Annotated in this window: 14 protein-coding genes; 11 read left to right on the forward strand and 3 right to left on the reverse strand. The window is 60.9% G+C overall.

Annotation, left to right across the window (positions count from 1 at the left end):
• Positions 1-201: 201 nt before the first annotated feature.
• Positions 202-1,935, reverse strand: coding sequence for a hypothetical protein (locus ACILSR_RS10950; protein WP_395749805.1), 1,734 nt, complete (start codon positions 1,933-1,935; stop codon positions 202-204).
• A gap of 406 nt (positions 1,936-2,341) precedes the next feature.
• On the opposite strand from ACILSR_RS10950, the gene ACILSR_RS10955 reads away from it, so the two are divergent.
• The 8 genes from ACILSR_RS10955 to ACILSR_RS10990 all read left to right on the forward strand — a co-directional run bounded on the left by ACILSR_RS10955 (position 2,342) and on the right by ACILSR_RS10990 (position 12,350).
• Positions 2,342-3,310: a general secretion pathway protein GspK gene (locus ACILSR_RS10955; RefSeq protein WP_395749806.1), complete on the forward strand. Its 969-nt coding sequence runs from the start codon at positions 2,342-2,344 to the stop codon at positions 3,308-3,310.
• Positions 3,307-4,548 (forward strand): hypothetical protein, encoded by a 1,242-nt coding sequence (locus ACILSR_RS10960; RefSeq protein ID WP_395749807.1) that lies wholly within the window; start codon positions 3,307-3,309, stop codon positions 4,546-4,548. The genes ACILSR_RS10955 and ACILSR_RS10960 overlap by 4 nt, the downstream gene beginning before the upstream one ends.
• Positions 4,535-5,089: a hypothetical protein gene (locus tag ACILSR_RS10965; protein WP_395749808.1), complete on the forward strand. Its 555-nt coding sequence runs from the start codon at positions 4,535-4,537 to the stop codon at positions 5,087-5,089. The genes ACILSR_RS10960 and ACILSR_RS10965 overlap by 14 nt, the downstream gene beginning before the upstream one ends.
• Positions 5,086-5,859 carry a hypothetical protein gene (locus ACILSR_RS10970; RefSeq protein ID WP_395749809.1) on the forward strand — a complete coding sequence of 258 codons (774 nt, stop codon included), beginning with the start codon at positions 5,086-5,088 and terminating at the stop codon, positions 5,857-5,859. The genes ACILSR_RS10965 and ACILSR_RS10970 overlap by 4 nt, the downstream gene beginning before the upstream one ends.
• A 20-nt stretch (positions 5,860-5,879) precedes the next feature.
• Positions 5,880-8,432, forward strand: a complete 2,553-nt coding sequence (locus ACILSR_RS10975) for a secretin N-terminal domain-containing protein (protein ID WP_395749810.1) — start codon at positions 5,880-5,882, stop codon at positions 8,430-8,432.
• Positions 8,433-8,752: 320 nt separating this feature from the next.
• Positions 8,753-9,754 (forward strand): hypothetical protein, encoded by a 1,002-nt coding sequence (locus tag ACILSR_RS10980; RefSeq protein ID WP_395749811.1) that lies wholly within the window; start codon positions 8,753-8,755, stop codon positions 9,752-9,754.
• A 287-nt stretch (positions 9,755-10,041) separates the two neighbouring features.
• Positions 10,042-11,046: a hypothetical protein gene (locus ACILSR_RS10985; RefSeq protein ID WP_395749812.1), complete on the forward strand. Its 1,005-nt coding sequence runs from the start codon at positions 10,042-10,044 to the stop codon at positions 11,044-11,046.
• 293 nt (positions 11,047-11,339) lie between these two features.
• Positions 11,340-12,350 (forward strand): hypothetical protein, encoded by a 1,011-nt coding sequence (locus tag ACILSR_RS10990; RefSeq protein WP_395749813.1) that lies wholly within the window; start codon positions 11,340-11,342, stop codon positions 12,348-12,350.
• A gap of 240 nt (positions 12,351-12,590) precedes the next feature.
• Here the strand turns inward: ACILSR_RS10990 and araD are convergent, their stop codons facing one another.
• Positions 12,591-14,333, reverse strand: a complete 1,743-nt coding sequence (gene araD / locus ACILSR_RS10995) for an L-arabinonate dehydratase (protein ID WP_395749814.1) — start codon at positions 14,331-14,333, stop codon at positions 12,591-12,593.
• A 275-nt stretch (positions 14,334-14,608) separates the two neighbouring features.
• On the opposite strand from araD, the gene ACILSR_RS11000 reads away from it, so the two are divergent.
• The 3 genes from ACILSR_RS11000 to ACILSR_RS11010 are packed head-to-tail and all read left to right on the forward strand — an operon-like array spanning position 14,609 to position 20,165.
• A complete protein-coding gene (locus ACILSR_RS11000) occupies positions 14,609-18,274 on the forward strand; it encodes a PVC-type heme-binding CxxCH protein (RefSeq protein WP_395749815.1) in 3,666 nt (1,221 codons plus the stop codon).
• A 56-nt stretch (positions 18,275-18,330) separates the two neighbouring features.
• Positions 18,331-19,764, forward strand: coding sequence for a S41 family peptidase (locus tag ACILSR_RS11005; protein ID WP_395749816.1), 1,434 nt, complete (start codon positions 18,331-18,333; stop codon positions 19,762-19,764).
• Positions 19,765-19,817: 53 nt separating this feature from the next.
• Positions 19,818-20,165, forward strand: coding sequence for a hypothetical protein (locus tag ACILSR_RS11010; protein WP_395749817.1), 348 nt, complete (start codon positions 19,818-19,820; stop codon positions 20,163-20,165).
• A 195-nt stretch (positions 20,166-20,360) separates the two neighbouring features.
• Here the strand turns inward: ACILSR_RS11010 and ACILSR_RS11015 are convergent, their stop codons facing one another.
• The gene (locus ACILSR_RS11015) at positions 20,361-21,458 is read right to left on the reverse strand and encodes a PepSY-associated TM helix domain-containing protein (RefSeq protein WP_395749818.1); all 1,098 of its coding nucleotides are present in this window, start codon (positions 21,456-21,458) and stop codon (positions 20,361-20,363) included.
• Positions 21,459-21,702: the final 244 nt, after the last annotated feature.

Consider the following 21,702-nt stretch of genomic DNA (forward strand, 5'->3'; position numbering starts at 1 on the left):
CCGACTTAACTCGAGCTTCTTCGAAATACACGACCATCCGACCGGGTGGTCGTTTTTTTTGTTCGTTCGCGGCATTCTTCGGCAGCTTTTGCCCTTCCTGACTCCCCCTTTGCAGCACCCGAATGGATGTCACGTTTAATGGTCCCAGTTCGCCATCCGCGGCAAATTTATTAGGATTGCCCGAGCCCCCCTTCGCTACACTTACCGCGCCTTCCTCCACAGCACTTCCTCTTCTTCCAGCAGCATTTGCGGTCGAATCTTCTCCGCAATCACAAATGCTCGGCCCAGCTCTCCATTGACGGCTAACAAGCCAGCGCATACCGCCAGTTCGTTCGTGGTAAAACCCTCCAGCGATTGGATCTTTTTGAGATCGTCGGCCACGCTAGCCATGTCATTCATCCGGTAGGCTTTCAAAGCGCGCAGGAAATGAAGAAAATCGCTCTTCTCGCCTTCGGGGGCAGCCGCCTTGGCATTTGGAAGGGTAACCTCCACCTGCTCGCCTCGCAGCAGACGCATGTAATCGCGCTTCCTGACAAACGTATGATTCTCCGGGCGAAGCTCTGCCAGACGCTCCGCAATTTTGATCAACTCTCCCGAATCCTTCATCATCAGAGCCATCAGCCAGCACTTCTCCAGCATCTCGGCTTCCTGCCCATAGGAAGGATCCGCCAATTCCAGATACGCCTGCAATGCAAGTTCCGTCATGTTGGCCTCGGCGGCCATTTGCGCAACCATCGAGATCACAAAGCGGTCTCTGGCGGTCCTAGCCTCGCGCAGCGCCAGTTCGAGGTGGGCGCGCGGCTCGCGGACATCATCGGGCCGTAAATGTCTAGCCACCATCGCCCGCCACGTCTCGGCCAGCGCATCGGACACGGGCAGCCTTTTGTCTTTGGAAATCAGCTTCTCCAGCTCGGCCCAGCGCTGCTGCGCCGCCAGTCCCTGCGCCACCATGGGGAAGAGCTCGGGAGATTTCATCAGTTCCTCTTCCGGAACCAGCGCCATGACCTTGTCATACTCCTTCTCACCGGCCAGCCACTGCCCCAGCTGCGCCTTCTCCAGCTTCGTCCCTTTGGCATAGCGCTTGATTTCAGCATTGATCAGCTCTTCCCGGCGCGCAGGATCCAGCTTCAGCAGCACCGTTACCACGGGCAGCCTCTCCGAAGGCATGAGGCCGGGCAGCTTGTCCGCCAGATCCAGCAGCTGCTGCGCCTCGCCCACTGTAAGATTGCGCTGCTGGCTGAGCACCCGCAAGGCGCTCAGCCCCCACTCGTTGGGCTGGCGTGCGAGTTCCCACAACCGGCGCAGCGCCGTCTCTTGGAATTCCGGAAATGTTCCCGACAGATCCCTGGAGGCGGTGCGAAAGATCACCTCAGGATCTTTGGGAAACAGGCGGAACAGCTCGGCCTGCTGCACCGCCGCCTCCTTGGAATATCCCTCTGCGTTCAGGACGGTGATGCTCAGCTTGAGCGCATCGGCACTGCGGCGATCTGCCTGCGGAATCTTCTCCAGCGCCCGGCGTGCAGCATCGATTTTGCCGGCGGCAAGCTGCAGACGGCATACCCAGAGGTAGTCCACCGGCAGCATCTTTCCCTTCGCCTCCAGCTTGTCGAGGATGGTGTGCAGCATCGAGGGTTCGGCCCGGGTGGCTTCAAGGTAGTCGGCCACCACTCGCAAAAATTCGGGTTCCTCCCGGTCCCGCCCTTGAACGTGCTGGATGGCGTTCGCGGCCACCACCCAGTCCTTGCGGGCGATCGCCTCGCGCGCTTTGTCCATAAAATACCCCGTCCCGCGCAACCGCTCCAAATCAAACTTGATCACAAACAGGGCGCCCACTCCCAGCACGATCGCGATCAGACCGCACCAGACGAAAATGGCAAACGGGGAGAGCACCCCATGTTTTGGGGGGACCAATGCATCGTTGTGAAATTCAGGCATGCCGCAGGCAGAAATGGCGCGAAGCATTGCGCGTCCGCCATCTCATAAACGCGGAATTGCACGCTCAAAGCAAGTCTTAAGCTGCAATTGATTAACCCGTGAAAATCCGCTTGCGCCCGAGACCATGCTAAGCACGTAGCTTAATGAGCGCCCCAGAAATCAGCTGCGATCAAAAGCTTCTCGTGCCTCTCAGAAATTCCCACCCTCTGCCGTTCCCATAACAGAGTTCCCTCATGCAACATTATTGGCACGCTTTTCAGCCTGCGCTCTCACTCGCGCAGCACCTTCGCAGGCAGCTCGGTCGTTATGCATCACAGACCCCCGTCGGATCCTACCACGGAGAACCCCGCTCCCTTGGCGAAATTCATATGGCCTTCAACGCCAGACAGGGTAATCTACGTAGTTGATGAGGCCCGCGCCCCCACTCCACGCTTATCGCCATATCCGCATTGCCGCTGGCTCGGCTCTGCTGGCCGTGCTTTGCCTGGTCACGGTGCTCTCCTTCATCATCATCTCCACCATGGGCCTCTCCATGCAGCATTCCGGCATGCAGCAGACCCGCATGGGACTGCTGCGTGCGCGACAGCTTGCCGAGATGGGTGTGGCCGTGGCGGTCAATCCCATGATCCAGCCCGGAGATCCTGCCCTCTCCGCCAGCGTCTCCCCGGTGGAATCCTTTGCGGCGGTGGTGACCACGGAGGAATCCCGTTTGAATCTGAACCGCCTCCTCACGCAGGACCAGCTCCCCATTCTCGAACGCATGTTCACCTCCTGGGGCCTCTCTCCCGCCGGTGCCCAAGGTGTCGCCGCCAGCCTGCTGGACTGGACGGATGCGGACGATCTCAAAATCCGTCCCGACAGTGCTGAGCGCTCCGACTATGAGTTCCTCGGCTTCAAGGACCGCCCCTCCAACCGTCCGCTGGCCAGCCTCGATGAAGTGGACCTCGTGGCACGCAGCGAAGAACTGCGTCAGGTCCGCCCTGACTGGCGCTCCCTTTTCACCCTCCGCGGCAATGGCCAGCTGGATGTGAATGAAGCCTCCGCAGAAGTGCTGGCGGCGCTGACCGGCGCTTCTTTGATCAATGCTCAGCATCTCGTCAGCCTGCGCAATGGACTCGATGGCCTGCCGCACACCCAGGATGACCGCGTCTTGACCAGCCTTGATGAAGCCGTCGCCATGCTTGGCATCGCCGGCCCGGGCGCGGCGCAAATTCTACCACTGCTGACGTTGCGCGGCTCCACCTTGCGCATCGAAAGCATCGGCACTGCGGGAGATGAACGCGCCGGCCTCGCAGTGTCAGTCGTGCGCGATGGCGGCGGCGGCGCCCGCATCGCTGAATGGCGTGAGTTCATGCTCGAAAGGAGGCGCTCATGAGTGGTTTCCAATGGAAACGCCAGACGGAGCATCACCTGCGTTTCCCCGGGGAGGACACCTGGGAGACATGGACCGGAGCTGCCGGGCAGCCGCTTCAGCTCACAACGGATGCTCCTCCATCCACCGGTGGCATGACGGCCATTGAGACCCTGGCCTTTGACAGCTCTCCTTTCTGGCTCCTGGTGAATGAAGGCCATGCCGATGCGGCCGATGCCGTCTCCCTCCGCTGGGAAAGTCTCGGTCTGGCCAGTGAAGGCCAGGCCAAACCTTGGGTCCATTGGACCGTCGTAAAGGCGGGCAAACGCATGCTCATTGCCACGGTCGCGCTGAACGGCGAATCAACACTCTCCGACTGGCGGCGGCTTTCCCCGGAATGGTTTGAGCCCAGCGCCTGCCTGCTGCCCCTTCCGCCAAACGCCATCACCGTATGGAAGGAGCTGGGGCGTTTTGTCGCAGCCTTTACCCGCAGTGGTAAACTGCTGCACGCCAGCACCCTCACCTCACGCAGCCTGGATGCCGATGCTGCCTTTGAATTGCGTGACCTGCATGCAGCCCTCCAGGCCCATGGCTTCGCGGACGACGCTGAAACCGTGCATGTCTGGACCCACAGCGAGCCCGACTTCGCTCCTCAGCTGGCCTGCCTTTTTGAAGCGGCGGAAATCATCAAAGGTCAGCGCCCCGCCCCCGTGCTTCCCGACCAGCCTTCCGGCATGCTTCCAGCGGAAATGGTCCACATCCGTCAGCAGAAGCAGCAGCGCCGTCAGAAGGTGCTGCTGATGGCCGCCGCAGCTATGATCTACGTCGCTTTCTTCGGGGCTTGGTGGGCCAGCCTGCGCCTGCGCGAGACACGCCTGCTGCGCCACGAGACCGCCCTCGCCGCCGCCCAGCCGGAGATCGACAGCGTGCGTGAAACCCAGCAGCAGTGGATGGATGTCGAGCCCGCCATCAACCCTGATCTCTATCCCGTGGAGCTGTTTCATCAGGTGGTCTCCCTCCTCCCGGATGAAGGCATCCGCCTGAAGGAGTTTCAGGTTAATGCAGACCGCGTCGTCATCAGTGGCGAGGCTGCCTCCGTCAATCTGGCCACCATGTTCAGGGACAAGCTGGTCGCCTGCGTCCCCTTGCAGCGCTACACTTGGAGCGTCCCCCAGCCTCGCATTCGTGACGAGGACAATCGGGCTGAATTTAACGCTCAAGGAACTTTAACAGGAGGCGCCCCCGGTCATGAAGGCCAGTGAACGCAGACTCCTGACGATTCTCGTCGTGCTGGCCCTCGTCGCCGGCAGCGCCATCCTTTGCCAGTTCCTGCTCGGCAAGCAGCGCCTTATCGAGCGCCGTGAAGAGACTCTGTCCCTCCGTCAGGTCGAGGCGGATGCCATGCTGGCGGACAAAGATCTCTGGCACGCACGTCAGACCTGGCTGCAGAGCGCACAGCCTTCGATGACCAGCGAGAGCCAGGCCAGCAACGAACTCCTCGACACCTTGGTCGCCGCCGCCGCCAAAAACGACCTTGTGGTGCAGAAGAGGGCGCTGCAGGAGCCCGTGACGCGGCCTTTCTACCGCGAAGTGGGCGTTTCTCTCACCTTGAAAGGCCAGTTTCCCGCGATGTTCCGCTGGCTGCATGAGATGCTCGACCCCGCGGAATTCCGCGCCATCTCGTTTCTGAAAATCATACCCGATGAAGCAGACAAGTCTGCCGTTGTCTGCACGGTCCATTTCAGCCGCTTCTACGCACCTGCTACAGCAGCCACCCCACCCAAGGAGGCACCTGAGTCATGAGCCTCGCTCGCTGGCTGCTGCTCCTGCTTCCCTGCGCCCCTGCCCTCGCGCAGGAGCCTGCGGCATTTGTTCCTCCAGCCGCTTATCCGTTGGACCGTTATGAAGCCGGCTGGAACAAAAACCCTTTCACCTTGAAGACAGCCCCCGTGGTGGTGGCTGCCGCATCATTCGCTGTCGATCTTGCCATCGGTTCCTACTACGGCGATGAGGAGAATCCCACCGTGGTCATCGTCAACACCAAGACCAACAAACGCATTCCCCTCAAGAAAGGCGTGGTCGATTCCAGCGGCATGAAGTTGAACTCCATCAGCTATGCCCCCAGCCGCAAGGATGTCACCGCCGACGTGACTCTCGGCTCCGAAACCGCCACCCTCCATTTCAACGACAGCTACACCAAGCAGCTGGCCTCCGCCGAATCCGCCAAAGTTCCTCCCGCTGGCCAGCAGCAGCAGGGCATACCAGGTCAGCAGGGACGCCCGCATCAGGGAGTAAATCCCGCCGCGCAAACCCAGAATCAGCGGCCCGTGGTGCCTGTTCCGGCTCTTCCCGTTCCCAACCAGGGAGCGGGAGGGCAGCCACCCGGCGTTAATGGCATGCAGGGCGGAGGGCAGGCCCCCTTCGCTCAGCCCACGTATAACCCCGGCCAGCCGCCCAGAAACAACGGGGGCAACCCAGCCCAGACAGGCCAGCCCGCCGCACCGGCTCCCGCAGTCCCCGCACGCATTCGTGTCGTGGCCCCCGTCACCAATCCGCCAGTATTCACCCAGTGATCCTCTGAGCTCCTAGAACTATGAAACAGCTCCTTCCTCATTTCATTTTCTCCATGGTTTTCATGGGAGCATTCTCATTCCAGGCCGCTGCACAGAGCGTTCCGCCGGCCGTCCTTCCCGCCCCGCAGCCTGGCCGCCCTGGCTTTCCTCCCACACCCGGCGGCCCTCCCAATCCCACAGGCCCCACGAACCCTGCGGGCCCTGCCAACCCTGCTGCTCCTGCCCCGGCCGCGGACGGACCTTCCAGCCCCACGGACACCGGCAAAAACGTCATCACCTTCGTCGCCACCCCGCTCGCGGAAGTGATCGCCGAATACCACCGCGTCACGGGGCGCCGCGTGCTCAAGGACCGCGGTCTGGAAAACTCCACCGTCACCATCGACGTGCCGGGAAAATTCAGCGATGAGGAATACCGCACCATCATTGAAAAGGGCCTTCTCATGCACGGCTACGCCCTGGTCCCCAGCGGCGAAAATTTCGACAAGCTCGTCGCCACGGAGCAGGGCACCGTGCCTTCCGCGCAGAATGTGCCCATGATCCTGCGTGCCGAGGACCTTCCAGCCACCGACCAGATCGTGACCTTCGTCCTGGAGCTCAATCACCTCGGCTCCGAAGATGCCAAGACCGCTTTTCAGGACATCATCCCCCTTCATCCCTATGGCAAGATGCTCGCCGTGCCCAATGTGCACTCCATCATCATCACCGAGGCCTCGCAGACCATTCGCGCTTACCTCGAACTCGCCAGACGCATCGACCAGCCGGCGATGGAAACCGTCCAGAAGACCATCATCATTGAACGCGCGGAGGCGGATGAAATTGTCGAGCAGCTTGGCACCCTCCTTGGGCTGGGGACCAGCGGCTCCTCTCCCAGCAGAAGGCCTTCGGCGCCGAGTGGCAGCCCCAACCCCGGCGGCATTCAGCCTCCCGGGGGAGGCGGCGGCGCCTCTCAGTCATCTTCGGTAGGCGGTTCCTCGGCGGACACCGTCAAACCGGTCATGCAGGCCGTGGCCCGCACCAACAGCATCATCGTCATCGCCAGACCTGCGGACATGCTCAAAATCGAGTCCTTGGTCAAGGAGCTGGACGCCGCACCCACCACCAACCGCTACCTCTCGCGCAAGCTCAACTACCTGGACCTCACCACCTTCCTCGGCGTCGCCGAGAAAGCTCTCATGCGCAATGACCTCAAGGGGCAGGAAAACTCCCTCGCAGCTCAGCAGCGCAATCAGCAGAACGGAACATCGCAGACTGGGAACAATCAGGGGTTCAACAACGGCTCCTCGCTGGGGTCCTCAGGTCTGGGCGGCGGCCTCGGCACCGGCCTCAACAACGGACTTGGAGGCAGTTCCTCCGGGATGCTCGGCGGCGGCAGTTCCGGCATCGGCCAGGGCCTCGGCGGCGGCACCAGCTCCCTGGACCTGCAGATCACTAAAAAACCCATCAGCATTCTCATCGCCAACACCCTGGTCATTGCAGATCCTGCAAGCTCCAAATTCCTTGCCAGCGGTCCGCCGGATCAGCTCAAGGCCCTGGAGGAGCTCGCAGACGAACTTGACGTCCGTCCCCGTCAGATCCTGCTCTCTGCCATCATCGGGGAGTTCACCCTCACCGATAACTTCAATTTCGGCCTCGACTGGATTCAAAGCCTCAAGCAGGTCGGCGATGACGGCCTCGTCGGCGGCGTGCTCAACACTCAGGGCACCGCCTTTGCCAATCCCTCCAATTTGAAGGACATCGCAGGCTTCCTCGGCACCGGTGGTCCTGCCGCCCTTGGCGGACTCACCGCCTACGGCCAGATCAACAAAAACCTCAGCGTCTTCCTCCAGACTCTGGAAAGCACCAAGCGCTTCCACGTCCTTCAGAAACCCACGCTCTCCACCCTCAATCATCAGTCCGCCCGCATTTACATCGGCCAGCAGGTCGCCATCGCCGGGCAGAGCTACACCAGCGGTGTCGTCGGCGGCGGCTTCACCTCCACCACGCAGTACATTCCCGTCCGCCTTCAGCTCGACATCACGCCGCACATCTTCAACGAATCCGAGATTATGCTCGAGTTCAGGCAGCAGAAAAACGACATCGCCAGCTACACCACCATCAGCGGCAACCAGGTGCCCAACATCTCTGAGCAGGGCCTTTCCAACAATCTCATCGTGGCAGACCGCGCCACCGCCATGCTCGGCGGCCTCATCACTGAGCGGGACACCAACAATAAAAGCGGCCTCCCTTTCCTCGTCCGTATTCCGCTCATCAAGTATCTGGTCGGCAGCACCAACCAGGCCAAGGAACGCCGCGAGATGATGATCTTCGTGCAGCCCCGCATCCTCTCTGACGCCGACTCCCTCCTGCTCGAGCAGGCACGCTTTGGTGACTACAGCGGCAACTTCGATGAAACCGCCGCTTTTGCCGGCATGCCTGAAAACACCGTTCCCCGTCCCGCTGCGGTTGCCAGCCAGAAGCCCAATGACCTTCTCCCGCCCCCCATCCCCGCTGCCGCCCCTGCCGCCGAACCCAAAAAGACCTTCTTCGGGAAAGTAAAATCCCTGTTCAGCCGCAAGAAGACCCCGCAGCCCTGACCGATTCCAGGCTGCCCTTCTGGACCCGTTCTCGAAGAGAACTTCATTTTGAATAACCAGCGAAGACCGAGGGCCCATTGGCGGGGAGCGAGCCACCACATGGCCACGCCTCCCGCTGCGACCGCCGTGGCGCTCACCTTGGTGCCGCAGGTAGAAGAAGTTTATTCGAATCTCGAAAAAGTCTTTATTGCATGAATCTAAAATGCTAGGCTTCTGATTGAACGGCTCACGTATTTTGGCCCGAAACGCAGGTTTTGGGGCCAGATCATGCGAGTGTCCGACCTCAAACCAACCAACCCAATACCAACCTGATCAAGACCATGAAATTGAACGCATTGCTGAAGACTCTGGGGTTCTTGGCTCTGGCCGCCACTCCCGTTGTGGCCGGACCATCCGCCCCTGTTAAGAACCCGGCCCCGCTTCCTCCGCCAAACGACGACCTCGGCATCACCGCCTCCCTCGGCTATGATTCCAACTACGTCTGGCGTGGCATCAACTACGGCCAGCATTGGGTCCGTGCCGGCCTCAATGGCGCCCTCCTCCTCGTCGGCGGTGCCGCCGAAGACGGTGCAGGCAGCACCTCCCTCCTCTGGAACGTGGACTACGGCTCCCTTGCAGGTGACCACGACACTTTCTCTCCCAACTTCAACGGCGCTTTTGGTGCTGCTGCCATCAAATCCACCAACTCCTTCCAGCGCCTGCAGCTCGGCACCGCCATCTCGCATGACTTCGGTCCTGCCAGCGTCAGCTTCGGTTACAGCTTCATCCACAACATGGGTTCCCTTGCCAATGGCATGGGTGTCAACCAGCTCGCTGGTGCTCCTGGCGGCTTTGGCATGAACGACATCCAGCAGCTCACGCTGGGCTTCAGCACCAACCTGGGACCCATCAACGTGTCCTCCAGCGCCAACTATGACCTGTTCAACGGCGGCTGGTACTTCGACCTCAATGCGAAGTCCACCATCGCTGTGACCGATGCCATCAGCATCGTCCCACACGCTGGTCTTGGCTATGGCCTGCACTACAATGCTGGCTTCACCCAAAGCACCCGTAACATCCTCGGTGGTGGCACCTTCGGCGGCAGCAACAGCTCCACCACCACCAATGGCATCTCGGGTTGGACCGCACTCAACGTTGGCATTGATTTCCCAATCAAGCTCAATAGCCGTGCGACCCTTACCCCCTACGTGGCAGCCAATCTGCCGATGGGCCCGATGGCCAATCTGGCCCGCTCGTCCTCCTTCTTCACCGGAGTAGGCGGCCCTTCCAACGCCTTCCGCAGCATCTGCTACTACGGCGTGACCCTCAGCGTCCGCTTCTAATCCAATCGTTCTCTGAACGACTGCTTCAACCCTTCAAGGTTTTCAAAACCTCCCGGTGCAAACCGGGAGGTTTTTTTGTGCCCGAAGATCCCGTTCAGCCGGCATCAGGTCGCCACCTGATCCACCCATCAGGTGCGGACAAACCACTTTCTCCTGATTGCCGCCCTCTCTATTGCAACCGTTCTCAAATCCCTCATGCCTTGGGCCCGAAACTTCGGTTTTTGCCCCAGTTCATCTGGAACCTCCGACCTCAAACAAAACAACCTCAAGACCACACGACTCAGACTATGAAACTGACCGCACTGTTGAAAACGCTGGGCCTCATGGCTCTGGCTTCCACTCCTGCCCTCGCCGGAACAGCCCCTGCCCCGAAGAACCCCATCGCTCCCGCCCCTGTGGACGATGATCTTGGCATTGTTGCCTCCATCGGCTATGACTCCAACTACGTGTGGCGTGGCATCAACTACGGTCAGCACTGGGTCCGCGCGGGCCTCAATGGCGGCATTTTGCTCGCCGGCGGTGCCGCGGAAGACGGCGCTGGCAGCACTTCCCTCCTTTGGGATGTCAACTACGGCTCCCTCGCAGGTGACCAGGACAGCTTCTCACCCAGCCTTCCCGCCTTCGTCGGCGTTCCCACCACCTCTTCCTTTCAGCGCCTTTCCCTCGGTGCCGCTGTCTCTCATGACCTCGGCCCTGTCAGCATCAGCTTCGGCTACAGCTACATTCACAACATGGGATTGCTTGCCAATGGCAGCGGCCTCAACTCCATTCCCGGCGTTACCGGTGGCTACGGCATGAACGACATCCAGCAGCTCACCCTGGGCGTCAGCAGCAACCTCGGCCCGGTCGTGCTGTCCTCCAGCGCCAACTATGATCTCGTCAACGGTGGCTGGTACTTCGACCTCAACGCCAAGTCCACCATCGCTGTGACAGATGCCATCAGCATCGTCCCACACGCCGGCCTCGGCTATGGCATCAACTACAATGCAGGCTTCACCCAGGCCTCCCGCAACCTCATCGGTGGCGGTGGCGTCAACGGCATCTTCGGCGGCAGCGCTTACACCAAGGGCATCTCCGGTTGGACCGCTCTGAACGTCGGCATTGATTTCCCCATCAAGCTCAACAGCCGTGCGACTCTTACCCCCTACGTGGCCTTCAACCTGCCCATGGGGCCCTTCCAGAACCTGGCCCGCTCCTCCACTCAGCCCTACGCTCCTGGCATCGGCGGCGGTCCGGCCACCGCCTTCCACAGCGTGGCCTACTACGGCGTGACTCTCAGCGTCCGCTTCTGATCGTTCCTCAAACGGTTGCTTGAAATAGCAAAACCTCCCGGCTCCGGCCGGGAGGTTTTTTGCTGTTTTGACACCGCTCAAAGGGGCGGAAATGCGTTCTGGCAAAGAGCCATTTTTACAGTATGTAAAGCTAAATATAAACAAATATAACACAAAAAGAGCTTTGCTGGATCAACGCACCTGCTACCATCGCCGCCGAAAGACCCACGTACGGTGGCGCAAAACTCCTGTCTTGCTCCATTTCCATGCGAGTGTCCGACCTCAACCCAACCTAGTACCAACCTGATCAGACCATGAAATTGAACGCATTGCTGAAAACACTGGGGTTCCTGGCTCTGGCCGCCGCTCCTGCTGTGGCTGGCCCGTCCGCCCCTGTTAAGAACCCAGTCGCTCCACCTCCCGCGAACGACGACCTCGGCATCACCGCCTCCCTCGGCTATGATTCCAACTACGTGTGGCGTGGCATCAACTACGGCCAGCATTGGGTCCGTGCCGGCCTCAATGGCGCCCTCCTCCTCGTCGGCGGTGCCGCCGAAGACGGTGCAGGCAGCACCTCCCTCCTCTGGAACGTGGACTACGGCTCCCTCGCTGGCGACCAGGATCACTTCTCCCCTAACTTCACTGGTGTTCCTGGTGGCGGTGCCATCTCCAAAACCGCCTCCTTCCAGCGCCTGCAGCTCGGTGCCGCCATTTCCCATGACTTGGGACCTGTCAGCTTCAGCCTCGGCTACAGCTTCATCCACAACATGGGCTTGCTCGCCAACGGCGGCGGTTTCAATTCGGTCGCCATCCCCGGTTCCGGTGGTTACGGCATGAATGACATCCAGCAGGTCACAGCAGGCGTCAGCACCAACCTCGGCCCGGTCGTCCTGTCCTCCAGCGCCAATTATGACCTGTTCAATGGCGGCTGGTACTTCGACGTCAATGCCAAGTCCACCATCGCTGTGACCGATGCCATCAGCATCGTCCCACACGCTGGGCTCGGCTATGGCCTGAACTACAATGCTGGCTTCACCCAGGGCACCCGCAACCTCATCGGTGGCGGCGGCTTCGCTGGTGGCAGCAGCGCTGTTCGTAATGGCTTCAGCGGCTGGACCGCACTGAACGTTGGCCTTGATTTCCCCATCAAGCTCAACAGCCGTGCGACCCTGACCCCCTACGTGGCTTTCAACCTGCCAATGGGTCCGTTCTCCAACGCCGCTCGTTCTTCCACGACCCCTTACGCCGCCGGCCTTCCTGGCGGCCCTGCCACTGCTTTCCACAGCGTGGCCTACTGGGGCGTGTCTCTGAGCGTCCGCTTCTAATCCAATCGTTCTCTGAACGACTGCTTCAACCCTTCAAGGTTTTCAAAACCTCCCGGTGCAAACCGGGAGGTTTTTTTGTGGCTATCAGTAGGATGGGCGTGGCGCAAGCCCGCCCGTCCACCAGCGTATGGCAACGCCCATATTTCTCAGCCGCCCAGCGCCGGTAGAGCGTGCTGCGCCCGGCCCGCCGCCGAACGCCGCCCAAGTCCCTCCCGCTAATTCGCTCTTCAAGCCTCCAACTCAAAAAATATCCGGCTCCGGCACCGCAGGCCCATGCTGCAGGAAGTCAAAGTCCGCCCCTTGGTCCGCCTGCGTCACATGCTCCACATAAAGCTTCGCATAGCCGCGATGATACCTCACCGGCGCAGGCTTCCACTCCGCGCGCCGCTTCTCCAGCTCCGCATCGCTCACATGCAAATGCAGCTTCCGGTTTGGCACATCCAGTTCAATGAGATCGCCCGTCTTCACCAGCGCCAGCGGTCCGCCGATCGCACTCTCCGGCGCGATGTGCAGCACGCACGCGCCATAGCTCGTGCCGCTCATGCGGCAGTCGCTCAGCCGCACCATGTCGCGGATGCCCTGCATGATCAGCTTCTTCGGAATGGGAAGCTGCCCCCACTCCGGCATCCCCGGCGCGCCCACCGGCCCCGCATTGCGCAGGATGAGCACCGTGTCCTTCGTCACATCCAGCTCCATGTCGTCAATGTTCTTTTTCAGGTCGGCATAGCTGTCATACACCAGCGCCGGCCCGGTGTGTGTGCACAGCTCCTTCGTCGCCGCCGCATGCTTGATCACCGCACCGTCCGGGCAGAGATTCCCACGCAGGATCGCCGTGCCGCCATCCGGCTGCAGCGCCGTCGCAGGAGTACGAATCACATCCTCATTGTGAATGATCGCATCCTCGATGTCCTCGCCCAGCGTCTTGCCCGTGATCGTCGGCACATCCGTGTGCAGCAGTTCGCGCATACCGTTCAGCAGCGCACGCAGACCACCCGCCAGGAAGAACTCTTCCATCAGATATTTGCCCGCAGGCCGCATGTTCGCCAGCAGCGGAATCTTCCGGCTGATCTCATCAAACTTCTCCAGCGGCAGCTTGATCCCCAGCCGTCCCGCCATCGCCACCAGGTGCACGATCGCATTCGTGCTGCCACCCAGCGCCATATCCACCGCGATCGCATTCTCAAACGAACGCTCGCTCACAATGCCCGAGGGCTTGCGGTCCAGCCACACATTCTCCACGATCTGCCTTCCTGCCGCCGCCGCGATGCGTGTATGCGCGCTGTCCACCGCAGGGATCGATGAGGCACCGGGAATGCAAAGCCCCAGCGTCTCCGCCAGCGCCGTCAGCGTGCTCGCCGTTCCCATCGTCATGCAATGTCCCGGGCTGCGCGCGATGCCATCTTCGATCTCGCACCACTGCTCCCAGCTCAGATTTCCCGCACGCTTTTCATCCCAATACTTCCACACATCGCTGCCGCTGCCCAGCGTGTCCCCACGCCAGTTACCCTTGATCATCGGCCCGCACGGCATGTAGATGACGGGGATGTCCATGCTGAACGCCCCCATCAGCAGCCCCGGTGTGGACTTGTCACAGCCCCCCAGCAAAACGGCCCCGTCGATCGGATTCGCCCGCAGCATCTCCTCCGTCTCCATCGCCAAAAAGTTGCGATGAAACATCGCCGTCGGCTTCGTCAGCATCTCGCCCGCCGACATGATCGGAATCTCCATCGGATGCCCGCCCGCCTGCAAGACTCCGCGCTTCACCGCATCCGCCGTCAGCCGCAGATGCATGTGGCAGGAGTTCAGATCACTCCATGTGTTCAGAATCCCGATCACCGGCTTCCCCACGATGTCCTCGCTCCCCCACCCCGCCTGCTTCGCCCGTGAGCGATGACCAAAGGATCTCAGTTCATCACGGCCATACCAGCGCCAGGATCGAAGTTGTTCAGGAGTTTTGCGGGTGGGAGTATTTTCAGAAGCCATTGGTAAATAGGAATAACAAGATTCACACGCATTAACAGGCCAGATTTCACCCGGTCAAATCGTCCTCGCAGTTTCCCGCCGTTCTCTTCACGGCCCCTCCATTCTGGCTCCCTGTATTCAGTGTATTCCGTGGTTAAACTCTGCCCCCTAGGCGGCCGAAACGAATCCCCTGTCGCCCCGCTTGCGAAATCAGTCTCCCGTCCGATTCCACCCAAATCACGTCCGACATCCCTGTTGTCCTTTCTCCGTAGCTTCTGCTACAACCGCAACCAACCATGCGCCCGTTCCTTTTCCTTCCTCTGCTTCTCCTCACCTCCAATCTCTTCGCCGCCGGCAAAGAGCTCGAAGGCGAACGCGCCGCCGCCTCCACCATCTGCCCCACGCCCGAAGAAGCCCGCGCCAAAATGTCCGTGCCGGACGGCTACGAGGTCCGCTGCTTTGCCCATGAACCCATGGTGCAAAATCCCGTCGCCATGACCTGGGATCATCGCGGCCGCCTCTGGATCGTCGAAGCCTACGAATACCCCGAAGGTACTCCCCTCCCCGAAGACCAGCGCCCCTTCGGCGGCGAGGCCAAGGACGATAAGTACCACCCCATGCCGAAGCTCGGCGAAAAGATCCCCCGCGACCGCGTCATCATCCTCGAAGACACCGACAACGACGGCACCGCCGACAAGCGCACCGTCTTCGTCGAAGGCCTGAACCTCGCCAGCGCCATCATCTGCGGAGACAACGGCATCTACGTCGGCCAGCAGCCCCACCTCATCCACTTCCGCGATGACGACGGCGACGACAAACCCGACGCCTGGCGCGTCGTCCTCACCGGCTTCGGCCGCGAGGACACCCACGAACTCGTCAACAGTTTCACCTGGGGCCCCGACGGCTGGCTCTACATGACCCACGGCGTCTTCACCAACAGCAAAGTCCGCCGCCCCGGCCAGCCCGAAAAAGAAGGCTTCAAATTCGACGCCGGCATCGGCCGCGCCCGCTCTACATCTCGTGAAAAAGAAGGTCAGTGGGAATTCGAAGTCTTCGCCGACGGCACCAGCAATCCCTGGGGCTGCGACTACGACGCCGCCGGCAACTTCTTCGTCAGCGCCTGTGTCATCGACCACTTCTTCCACATGGCCCCCGGCGGCATCTACACGCGCCAGGGCGGCGCGCCTGAGAACCCCTACGCCTACGAACTCCTCCCCAGTATCGTAAAACATAAACATTTCCGCGCCGCCTACGCCGGCATCCAAATATATCAAGGCGGCCGCTACCCCGCCGACACCCACGGCCACGCCTTCATCGGCAACATCCACGACAACGCCATCCACGAAGAAGTCCTCACCCCCGTCGGCGCCACCTTCAAATGCGAGCCCCGCCGCGACTTCCTCCGCGCCAACAACGGCTGGTTCCGCCCCGTCAGCACCCAGACCGGCCCCGACGGCTTCCTCTGGATCATGGACTGGTGCGACAAATACCCCTGCTACCAAAACGCCAAAGCCAACCCCGAAGGCGTGGACCGCGAACGCGGCCGCATCTGGCGCGTTGTCACCACCGACGCCAAATCAAAAACCACCCGCGAGCGCACCGACCTCAACCTCAAAAAGCTGCCCACTTCCGACCTCGTCAAAACCCTGGAGCATCCCAACAACTGGATGCGCCGAATGGCGAGAAGGATGCTGGTGGAGAAGAAAGATGTCGCCGCACAAAAACCTTTGGAGGAACTGGTCCTGCATAACGACAAGCCGCTTTCCACACGCATGGAAAGTCTGTGGACACTCATTGATGTGCGAGCCGATGTGGAAAAAGACGGACGCACTCTCAAAGATTGGTCGATCTTATCACATCAAGTGATCGATTCACTAGGTCGATCCTCAGATCCTGCAATTCGTTCATGGATCATTCGCCAAGCTTCCGGCAGCTTCATGACTTCAATGATGGGGTCAGACAAGAATGATCCAGCCGAAGTCGGGTTGCTCGCCTCGCAACGCCTTGCAAGCGATGCTGATCCCAGTGTGAGGCTCGCGATGGCCACATTGCTGCGAGAGTACTCTTCAGAAAGCCTGACGGTAGACCAAGCCCCCCAAATTGCGGTGGAGATGGAAGTCGAGCTCCAAAACTTGTTCAAATCATCATCTGCCCCTGAAGACACCTTGCTACCATTCATGATCTGGTCTGCATTTGAGCCCAAACTTGCCAGCAATCCCGCACGTTGGACTCCATGGCTCGCCGATATTACCCCCTCCACTCAGCCTCTCTCACGCATTCTTGCTCATAAAGCCATGCGCCGTCTTTGCGACACCCGCAAGGCCGAAAACCTCAACCTCGCCGTTGCATTCTGCGATAAAATTCCCACCCACGACATCCTCCTCGCCCACGCCCTCGAAGGCCTCGTCAAAGGCCAGGAAGGCGGCGTCATCAAGCCAACGACAGACGTCTCCGCCAGCCTCTCTAAATGGCGCTCTCACTCCAACGCCGACGTCCGCAAGCACGCCCAAACCCTCGCCGTCCTCTGGGGCAATGAAGCCGCCGTGAAGGAAATGCTCACCGCCTTGCACGACACCAAGAAGCCCGAAAAGGAGCGCATCGCCATCCTGCAATCCCTGCGCAAAGTGAAGACCGACACCGTGAAGGAAGGCCTCAAGCCCCTCCTCACACCGCAAACCTCTACCGCCCTCGCCGTCGCCGCCATCCGCGCCGCCGCAGACCTCGGCGGCGATGACTTCATCGCCCCGCTCCTGACCGTAGCGCAAGCCTCCGGCTTGCAGTCCGGCCCGCAAGCCAGAGGCTTGCTTTACAACGCATCCATCGAAGCCCTCAGCACCCGCACCACTTGGACCCAGGCCATGCTCAGCGCCATCGCTGAAGGCAAAGTCAGCGCCACCGGCTTCCCAGCCCCCGTCCGCCGCGCCCTTGCTACCAGCAAAGACAAGGCCATCCGCGATCAAGCCTTCAAAGTCCTCGGCGCCTGGCAGGATTCCTCCGATGACGTGAAGTCCCTCATCGCCCAAAAGAAACAAGCCTGCCTCACTGGCGAGCCCGATCTCGCCAACGGCAAGCTCCTCTTCACCGCCACCTGCATGGTCTGCCACGAATTCCACGGCGGCGGCCAAAAAGTCGGCCCCGATCTCATCGGCAGCGGTCGCAGCAATCTCGACGCCATCCTCGCCAATGTCATCGACCCCAATCAGATCATCGGCAACGGCTACGAAAACTTCACCGTCAGCACCAAGGACGGCCGCACCCTCGCCGGTCGCGTCGTCGAAGACACCCCCAGCCACGTCAAACTCCTCGGCGCAGGCGGCGCCGCGCAAATCGTCCCGCGCGATCAAGTCGCCACCCTCACCAACACCAAGCAAAGCCTCATGCCCATGGGCTTCGGCAATCTCCCCGACGCCGCCTTCCGCGACCTCATCTGGTATGTCCTGGCCCCACCCGAAGAAGGCCCCCTCACCAAGGAGAAAAAAGAACTCCTCATCAAAGGCGTCGAAGAACCCACCAACGCCAAACCCAAAGGCCCCAGCTCCCGCGCCATCGACTGGGAAAGCGTCAGCCTCTGGAACCCCGACTGGAAAGTCGCCGCCCCCGACTTCGAGCGCACCCCCATGAAACTCAGCGAGTACTACGGCCGCAAAAACGTCCTCCTCATCCACCCCTTCCCCGACAAAAAAACGCCTGCCGGTTTCGAGCGCAAATTCAAAGTCGAGCCCGGCAAAACCAAACTCACCGCCACCGTCGCCGCCGATGATCGTGGTGACTGGACCGCCAAAGCCGTGGTCAATGGCCAGGTCATCAAAGAGCTCACCGTGGACCACGAAAAACCCCGCTGGAAAACCATCGAGGTCGATCTCTCCAAATTCGCCGGCCAGGAAATCACCCTGCGCCTCGAATCCCACGCCAACGGCTGGAATATGGAATTCGCCTACTGGGGTGGGATCACGCTGGAGTGATCCACCGCAGGGATTTTCTTCTGTCGCAAGCGCCCGAAATCATGCAGGATGCCGCCATGCGTTGCGCCCCCGCACTCCTTTCCTTTCTGGCCCTCAGCGTGAGTCTTCACGCCGCACCGCCCTCCCCTGCTCCTGTCACGCCCCCAGTTTCGCCACCTTCGGCTCCAGCGGCCACGCCCACACCCAAGCCTGCGGTCAAACCCGCTGAGCCAAAGCCTGCTCCGAAGCCCGAGCCCAAAACTCCCGCCTCACCTCCAGTGAAGCCACCGCCTGAGGACGCCTACGTGCAGATGGAGATGCTGACCCGCGCCATGGAAATGGTCCGGCAGAACTACGTGGATGAATCCAAAATCACCTACGCGGAGCTCGTCGAAGGCGCACTCGAAGGCATGCTCCACAAGCTGGACCCCCACTGCGAGTACATGGGCAAGTCGGTTTTTGAAGACATGCAGCGGGAGCAGCAGGACACCTCCGAAGGCATCGGCATCACCATCGCTCTACGTCAGAACAATCTCACCATCATCACAGTCCGGGAGGACGGCCCCGCCGCAGCAGCAGGCGTACTGGCAGGCGATCAGCTCGTCCGTATCAACGACGTGCTGACAGACTCTGTCGGCATCGTGGAGGCCATGCAGCTGCTCAAAGGCAAGACCGGAGATGAGGTCACCCTCACCGTTCACCGTCCCGGCACCCGGCAGTTTCTGGAGTTCAAAGTGAAGCACGAAACCCTGGCCGAGACTTCCCTGCATGACCCCATGCTCCTGTCCTCAAAAATGACCGGCAGCTACAAGATCGGCTACGCCCGCATTTCCCAGTACAACCAGCCCACCGCCCGCGAACTCAGCAAGGCGCTCGATGAACTCGAAAAGCAGGGCATTCAGGCCTTCGTCCTCGACCTCCGCAACAATCCCGGCGGACTCGTTGACAGCGCCGTCGCCGTCTGCGGCGAGTTCCTTCCCGAAGGCACCGTCGTAGTCACCACCGAGGGCCGCGTGGCCTCGCAGAATCCTCCTCCTTTCCGCACCCCTGCACGCAACGGCCGCGAACCCCGCAAATACCCCATCGCCGTTCTCATCAATCACGCCAGCGCCAGCGCCTCCGAGATCACTGCCGGCGCCCTGCAGGACCTGAAGCGCGCCATCATTGTCGGCACCACCAGCTTCGGCAAAGGCAGCGTGCAGACCATCCTGCCCATGAAAAACGGCGCCGCCATGCGTCTCACCACCGCCAAATACTACACCCCCAGCCACCGCACCATCCACGAGGCCGGCGTCGAGCCCAACATCATTTCAGCCCTCACTTCCGAGGAGGAACTCCGCATCGCCAAATGGCGCGCCTCCCACGGCACCGGAGAAGCCGCCGCCCTCGAGCTTGCCAATCTCGGCGACAAGCAGCTCGAACGCGCCGTTGATTCCCTGAAAGGCGTCCTTGTCTTCGACGCCTTCGTCGCCCCAGCCCTCGCCCCCGCCGCCAAGCCTTTGGAGAGGTAGCCCGCGCTCTGCCGCAAGATGGATGGGTGTGGCGCAGGCCAGCCCGTCAACAAGTGCAAAAAAACACGCCCGCGTTCGCGCTCAAGCCCGGCTGCCTGAACCTCACGCCGCCCAGCGGTTGTGGTGACGCCAATTTTCTGGAGGTGGATGAAGAAGTGGGTTCATCACGAAAGCTGGCGCTGCATAACGGCTTTATGAAGGGTGTAAGATGGCGGCAAACAGGAGTATCCACCGTGCCTCCAAAAAATGGGGAACGTTATGTGGCAGTATATTATGATGTGGTATTCCTTCGTTTTGAAAGGGCGGATGATTATTGTCGTTGGGTGGAGCTGCGGCCTGCTACGCGGATGATCTTGAGTGGCAGCGGGCTGGAGCCTGGATTGAGCTCGGGGGATGAATGATTTTTTGGGCGGGACCTCATCGGCGGCTTGCTAAAAGAGTTCTCAGAAAAATGTCATTTTGATCCGGCGTGCGCAGCGGCCCGAGTGGCAAGGCGGGAGCGCCGCCTGCTATTGGAACATAACAGGCAAGCGACCAACGCAGCCCATGGGGCCGCTCCGCCGCAGGGCAAATTGACAGTCTTTTCGAGAGTTGGTCTAAGCTTTGGCGGGGAAGAAGCGGCGCCAGCTGAGGGCGAAGCCGGTGTAAACGAGGACGAGGCCGGCGAGGCAGGAGAGGAGGCCAACTAATTGGCCCCAGTTGCCGAAGAATTCGCCGGTGTGGCCGAGGCGGACGATGGAGCGGGCGCGGCCTGAGCCGTCGCCGCTGCTCCAGCCGCGTTCTTCGATGATCTGGCCGCTGTGGGTGTCGAATTTGATGTCGAGGGAGCGGGTGGTCTGACGCCAGGTGCCGTATTTGACGCCGAGGGCGATGATGCCGTTTGGGTTTGGCCTGCCGCCGTTTTGAAGCTGGATGGAACGCCAGCCGGGGTATTGATTCTGGATGCGGTGCATCCAGGCGGGCCAGGTGGTGGCGGGTTCTGAGCTGGCGAGGGGCTTTTTGGGTGGGATTGAGGGGCCGAGGACCTGGGTGCCGCCGAAGCTGCGCCACCATTGGTCGGCGAAACGGAAGGACATGACGAAGCCGGTGAGGCAGATGAAGAGGAGGGGGATGAGGAACCAGAAGCCGAGGGCGTTGTGCCAGTTCCAGTCGCGGGCCTTGCCTTTGACATCGAAGCGGATGGCGACGGAGTTGCGGAGGGCTTTCCAGCGCCACTGGCGGGGCCACCAGAGCCAGAGGCCGGAGAGGATGAGAAAGGCGAAGGCGGTGTTTGCGATGGCGATGAGCCAGAGACCGATGGTGCCGCTGGTAAGGTCGGTGTGGAGATTTGTCACCCAACGCATGAAGGCGCGGAGACTGACGGCGCCGTAGCCGAGGGATGTGCCGGTGTAGGGGTTGAGGAGGGCGACGCTGCGGTTCTTGGTGATGATGCGGACGGGCATCTTGGGGTCGGAGAACCATTCGGCGTATTGGACGGCGCCGGCGGTCTGGGGGTCGAGTTTGGTGAGGAGGGTTTGCGGGGAGAGGAGTTCAGCGGTGGGGGAGGAAGGCTGTGCGCGGGTGTCGCGTTCGGCGAAATCGACGATCTGAAGTTCGAAGGCGAGGATGGCGCCGGTGAGGCAGAGGAGGAAGATGAAGACGCCGGTGAGGAGGCCGATGATGAGGTGGGACCAGAAGAGGATTTTGCGGAGCATCGGGCAGGGGAGGTTTAAAGTTTCAAGTTTCAGGTTTAAAGTTGGGGGGATGCGGAGCGCGATGGGTTGGGGGCGAATAACACGCGTGCCGGGGAGAAGTTTTGGGAGGGGAGGGCGAAAGGGTGAGATGGTATTTTGCAGTGGAATGGGAGGATGCTGAAAGAGGCGGATTTTTGAACCACGGAAAACACTGAATACACTGAAACCGGAATTTTAGAGGAAGAGCACCACGGATGAGAACAGG

The sequence above is a fragment of the Prosthecobacter sp. genome, from assembly GCF_044222565.1.
Taxonomy (GTDB): Bacteria; Verrucomicrobiota; Verrucomicrobiia; order Verrucomicrobiales; family Verrucomicrobiaceae; genus Prosthecobacter.

Coding starts and splice junctions, on each gene's coding strand:
- ACILSR_RS10955 (WP_395749806.1), top strand. CDS start 2,342: ATGAGGCCCGCGCCCCCACTCCACGCTTATCGCCATATCCGCATTGCC.
- ACILSR_RS10975 (WP_395749810.1), top strand. CDS start 5,880: ATGAAACAGCTCCTTCCTCATTTCATTTTCTCCATGGTTTTCATGGGA.
- ACILSR_RS10965 (WP_395749808.1), top strand. CDS start 4,535: ATGAAGGCCAGTGAACGCAGACTCCTGACGATTCTCGTCGTGCTGGCC.
- ACILSR_RS11005 (WP_395749816.1), top strand. CDS start 18,331: ATGCGTTGCGCCCCCGCACTCCTTTCCTTTCTGGCCCTCAGCGTGAGT.
- ACILSR_RS10970 (WP_395749809.1), top strand. CDS start 5,086: ATGAGCCTCGCTCGCTGGCTGCTGCTCCTGCTTCCCTGCGCCCCTGCC.
- araD (WP_395749814.1), bottom strand. CDS start 14,333: ATGGCTTCTGAAAATACTCCCACCCGCAAAACTCCTGAACAACTTCGA.
- ACILSR_RS11000 (WP_395749815.1), top strand. CDS start 14,609: ATGCGCCCGTTCCTTTTCCTTCCTCTGCTTCTCCTCACCTCCAATCTC.
- ACILSR_RS10960 (WP_395749807.1), top strand. CDS start 3,307: ATGAGTGGTTTCCAATGGAAACGCCAGACGGAGCATCACCTGCGTTTC.
- ACILSR_RS10980 (WP_395749811.1), top strand. CDS start 8,753: ATGAAATTGAACGCATTGCTGAAGACTCTGGGGTTCTTGGCTCTGGCC.
- ACILSR_RS10950 (WP_395749805.1), bottom strand. CDS start 1,935: ATGCCTGAATTTCACAACGATGCATTGGTCCCCCCAAAACATGGGGTG.
- ACILSR_RS11015 (WP_395749818.1), bottom strand. CDS start 21,458: ATGCTCCGCAAAATCCTCTTCTGGTCCCACCTCATCATCGGCCTCCTC.
- ACILSR_RS10990 (WP_395749813.1), top strand. CDS start 11,340: ATGAAATTGAACGCATTGCTGAAAACACTGGGGTTCCTGGCTCTGGCC.
- ACILSR_RS10985 (WP_395749812.1), top strand. CDS start 10,042: ATGAAACTGACCGCACTGTTGAAAACGCTGGGCCTCATGGCTCTGGCT.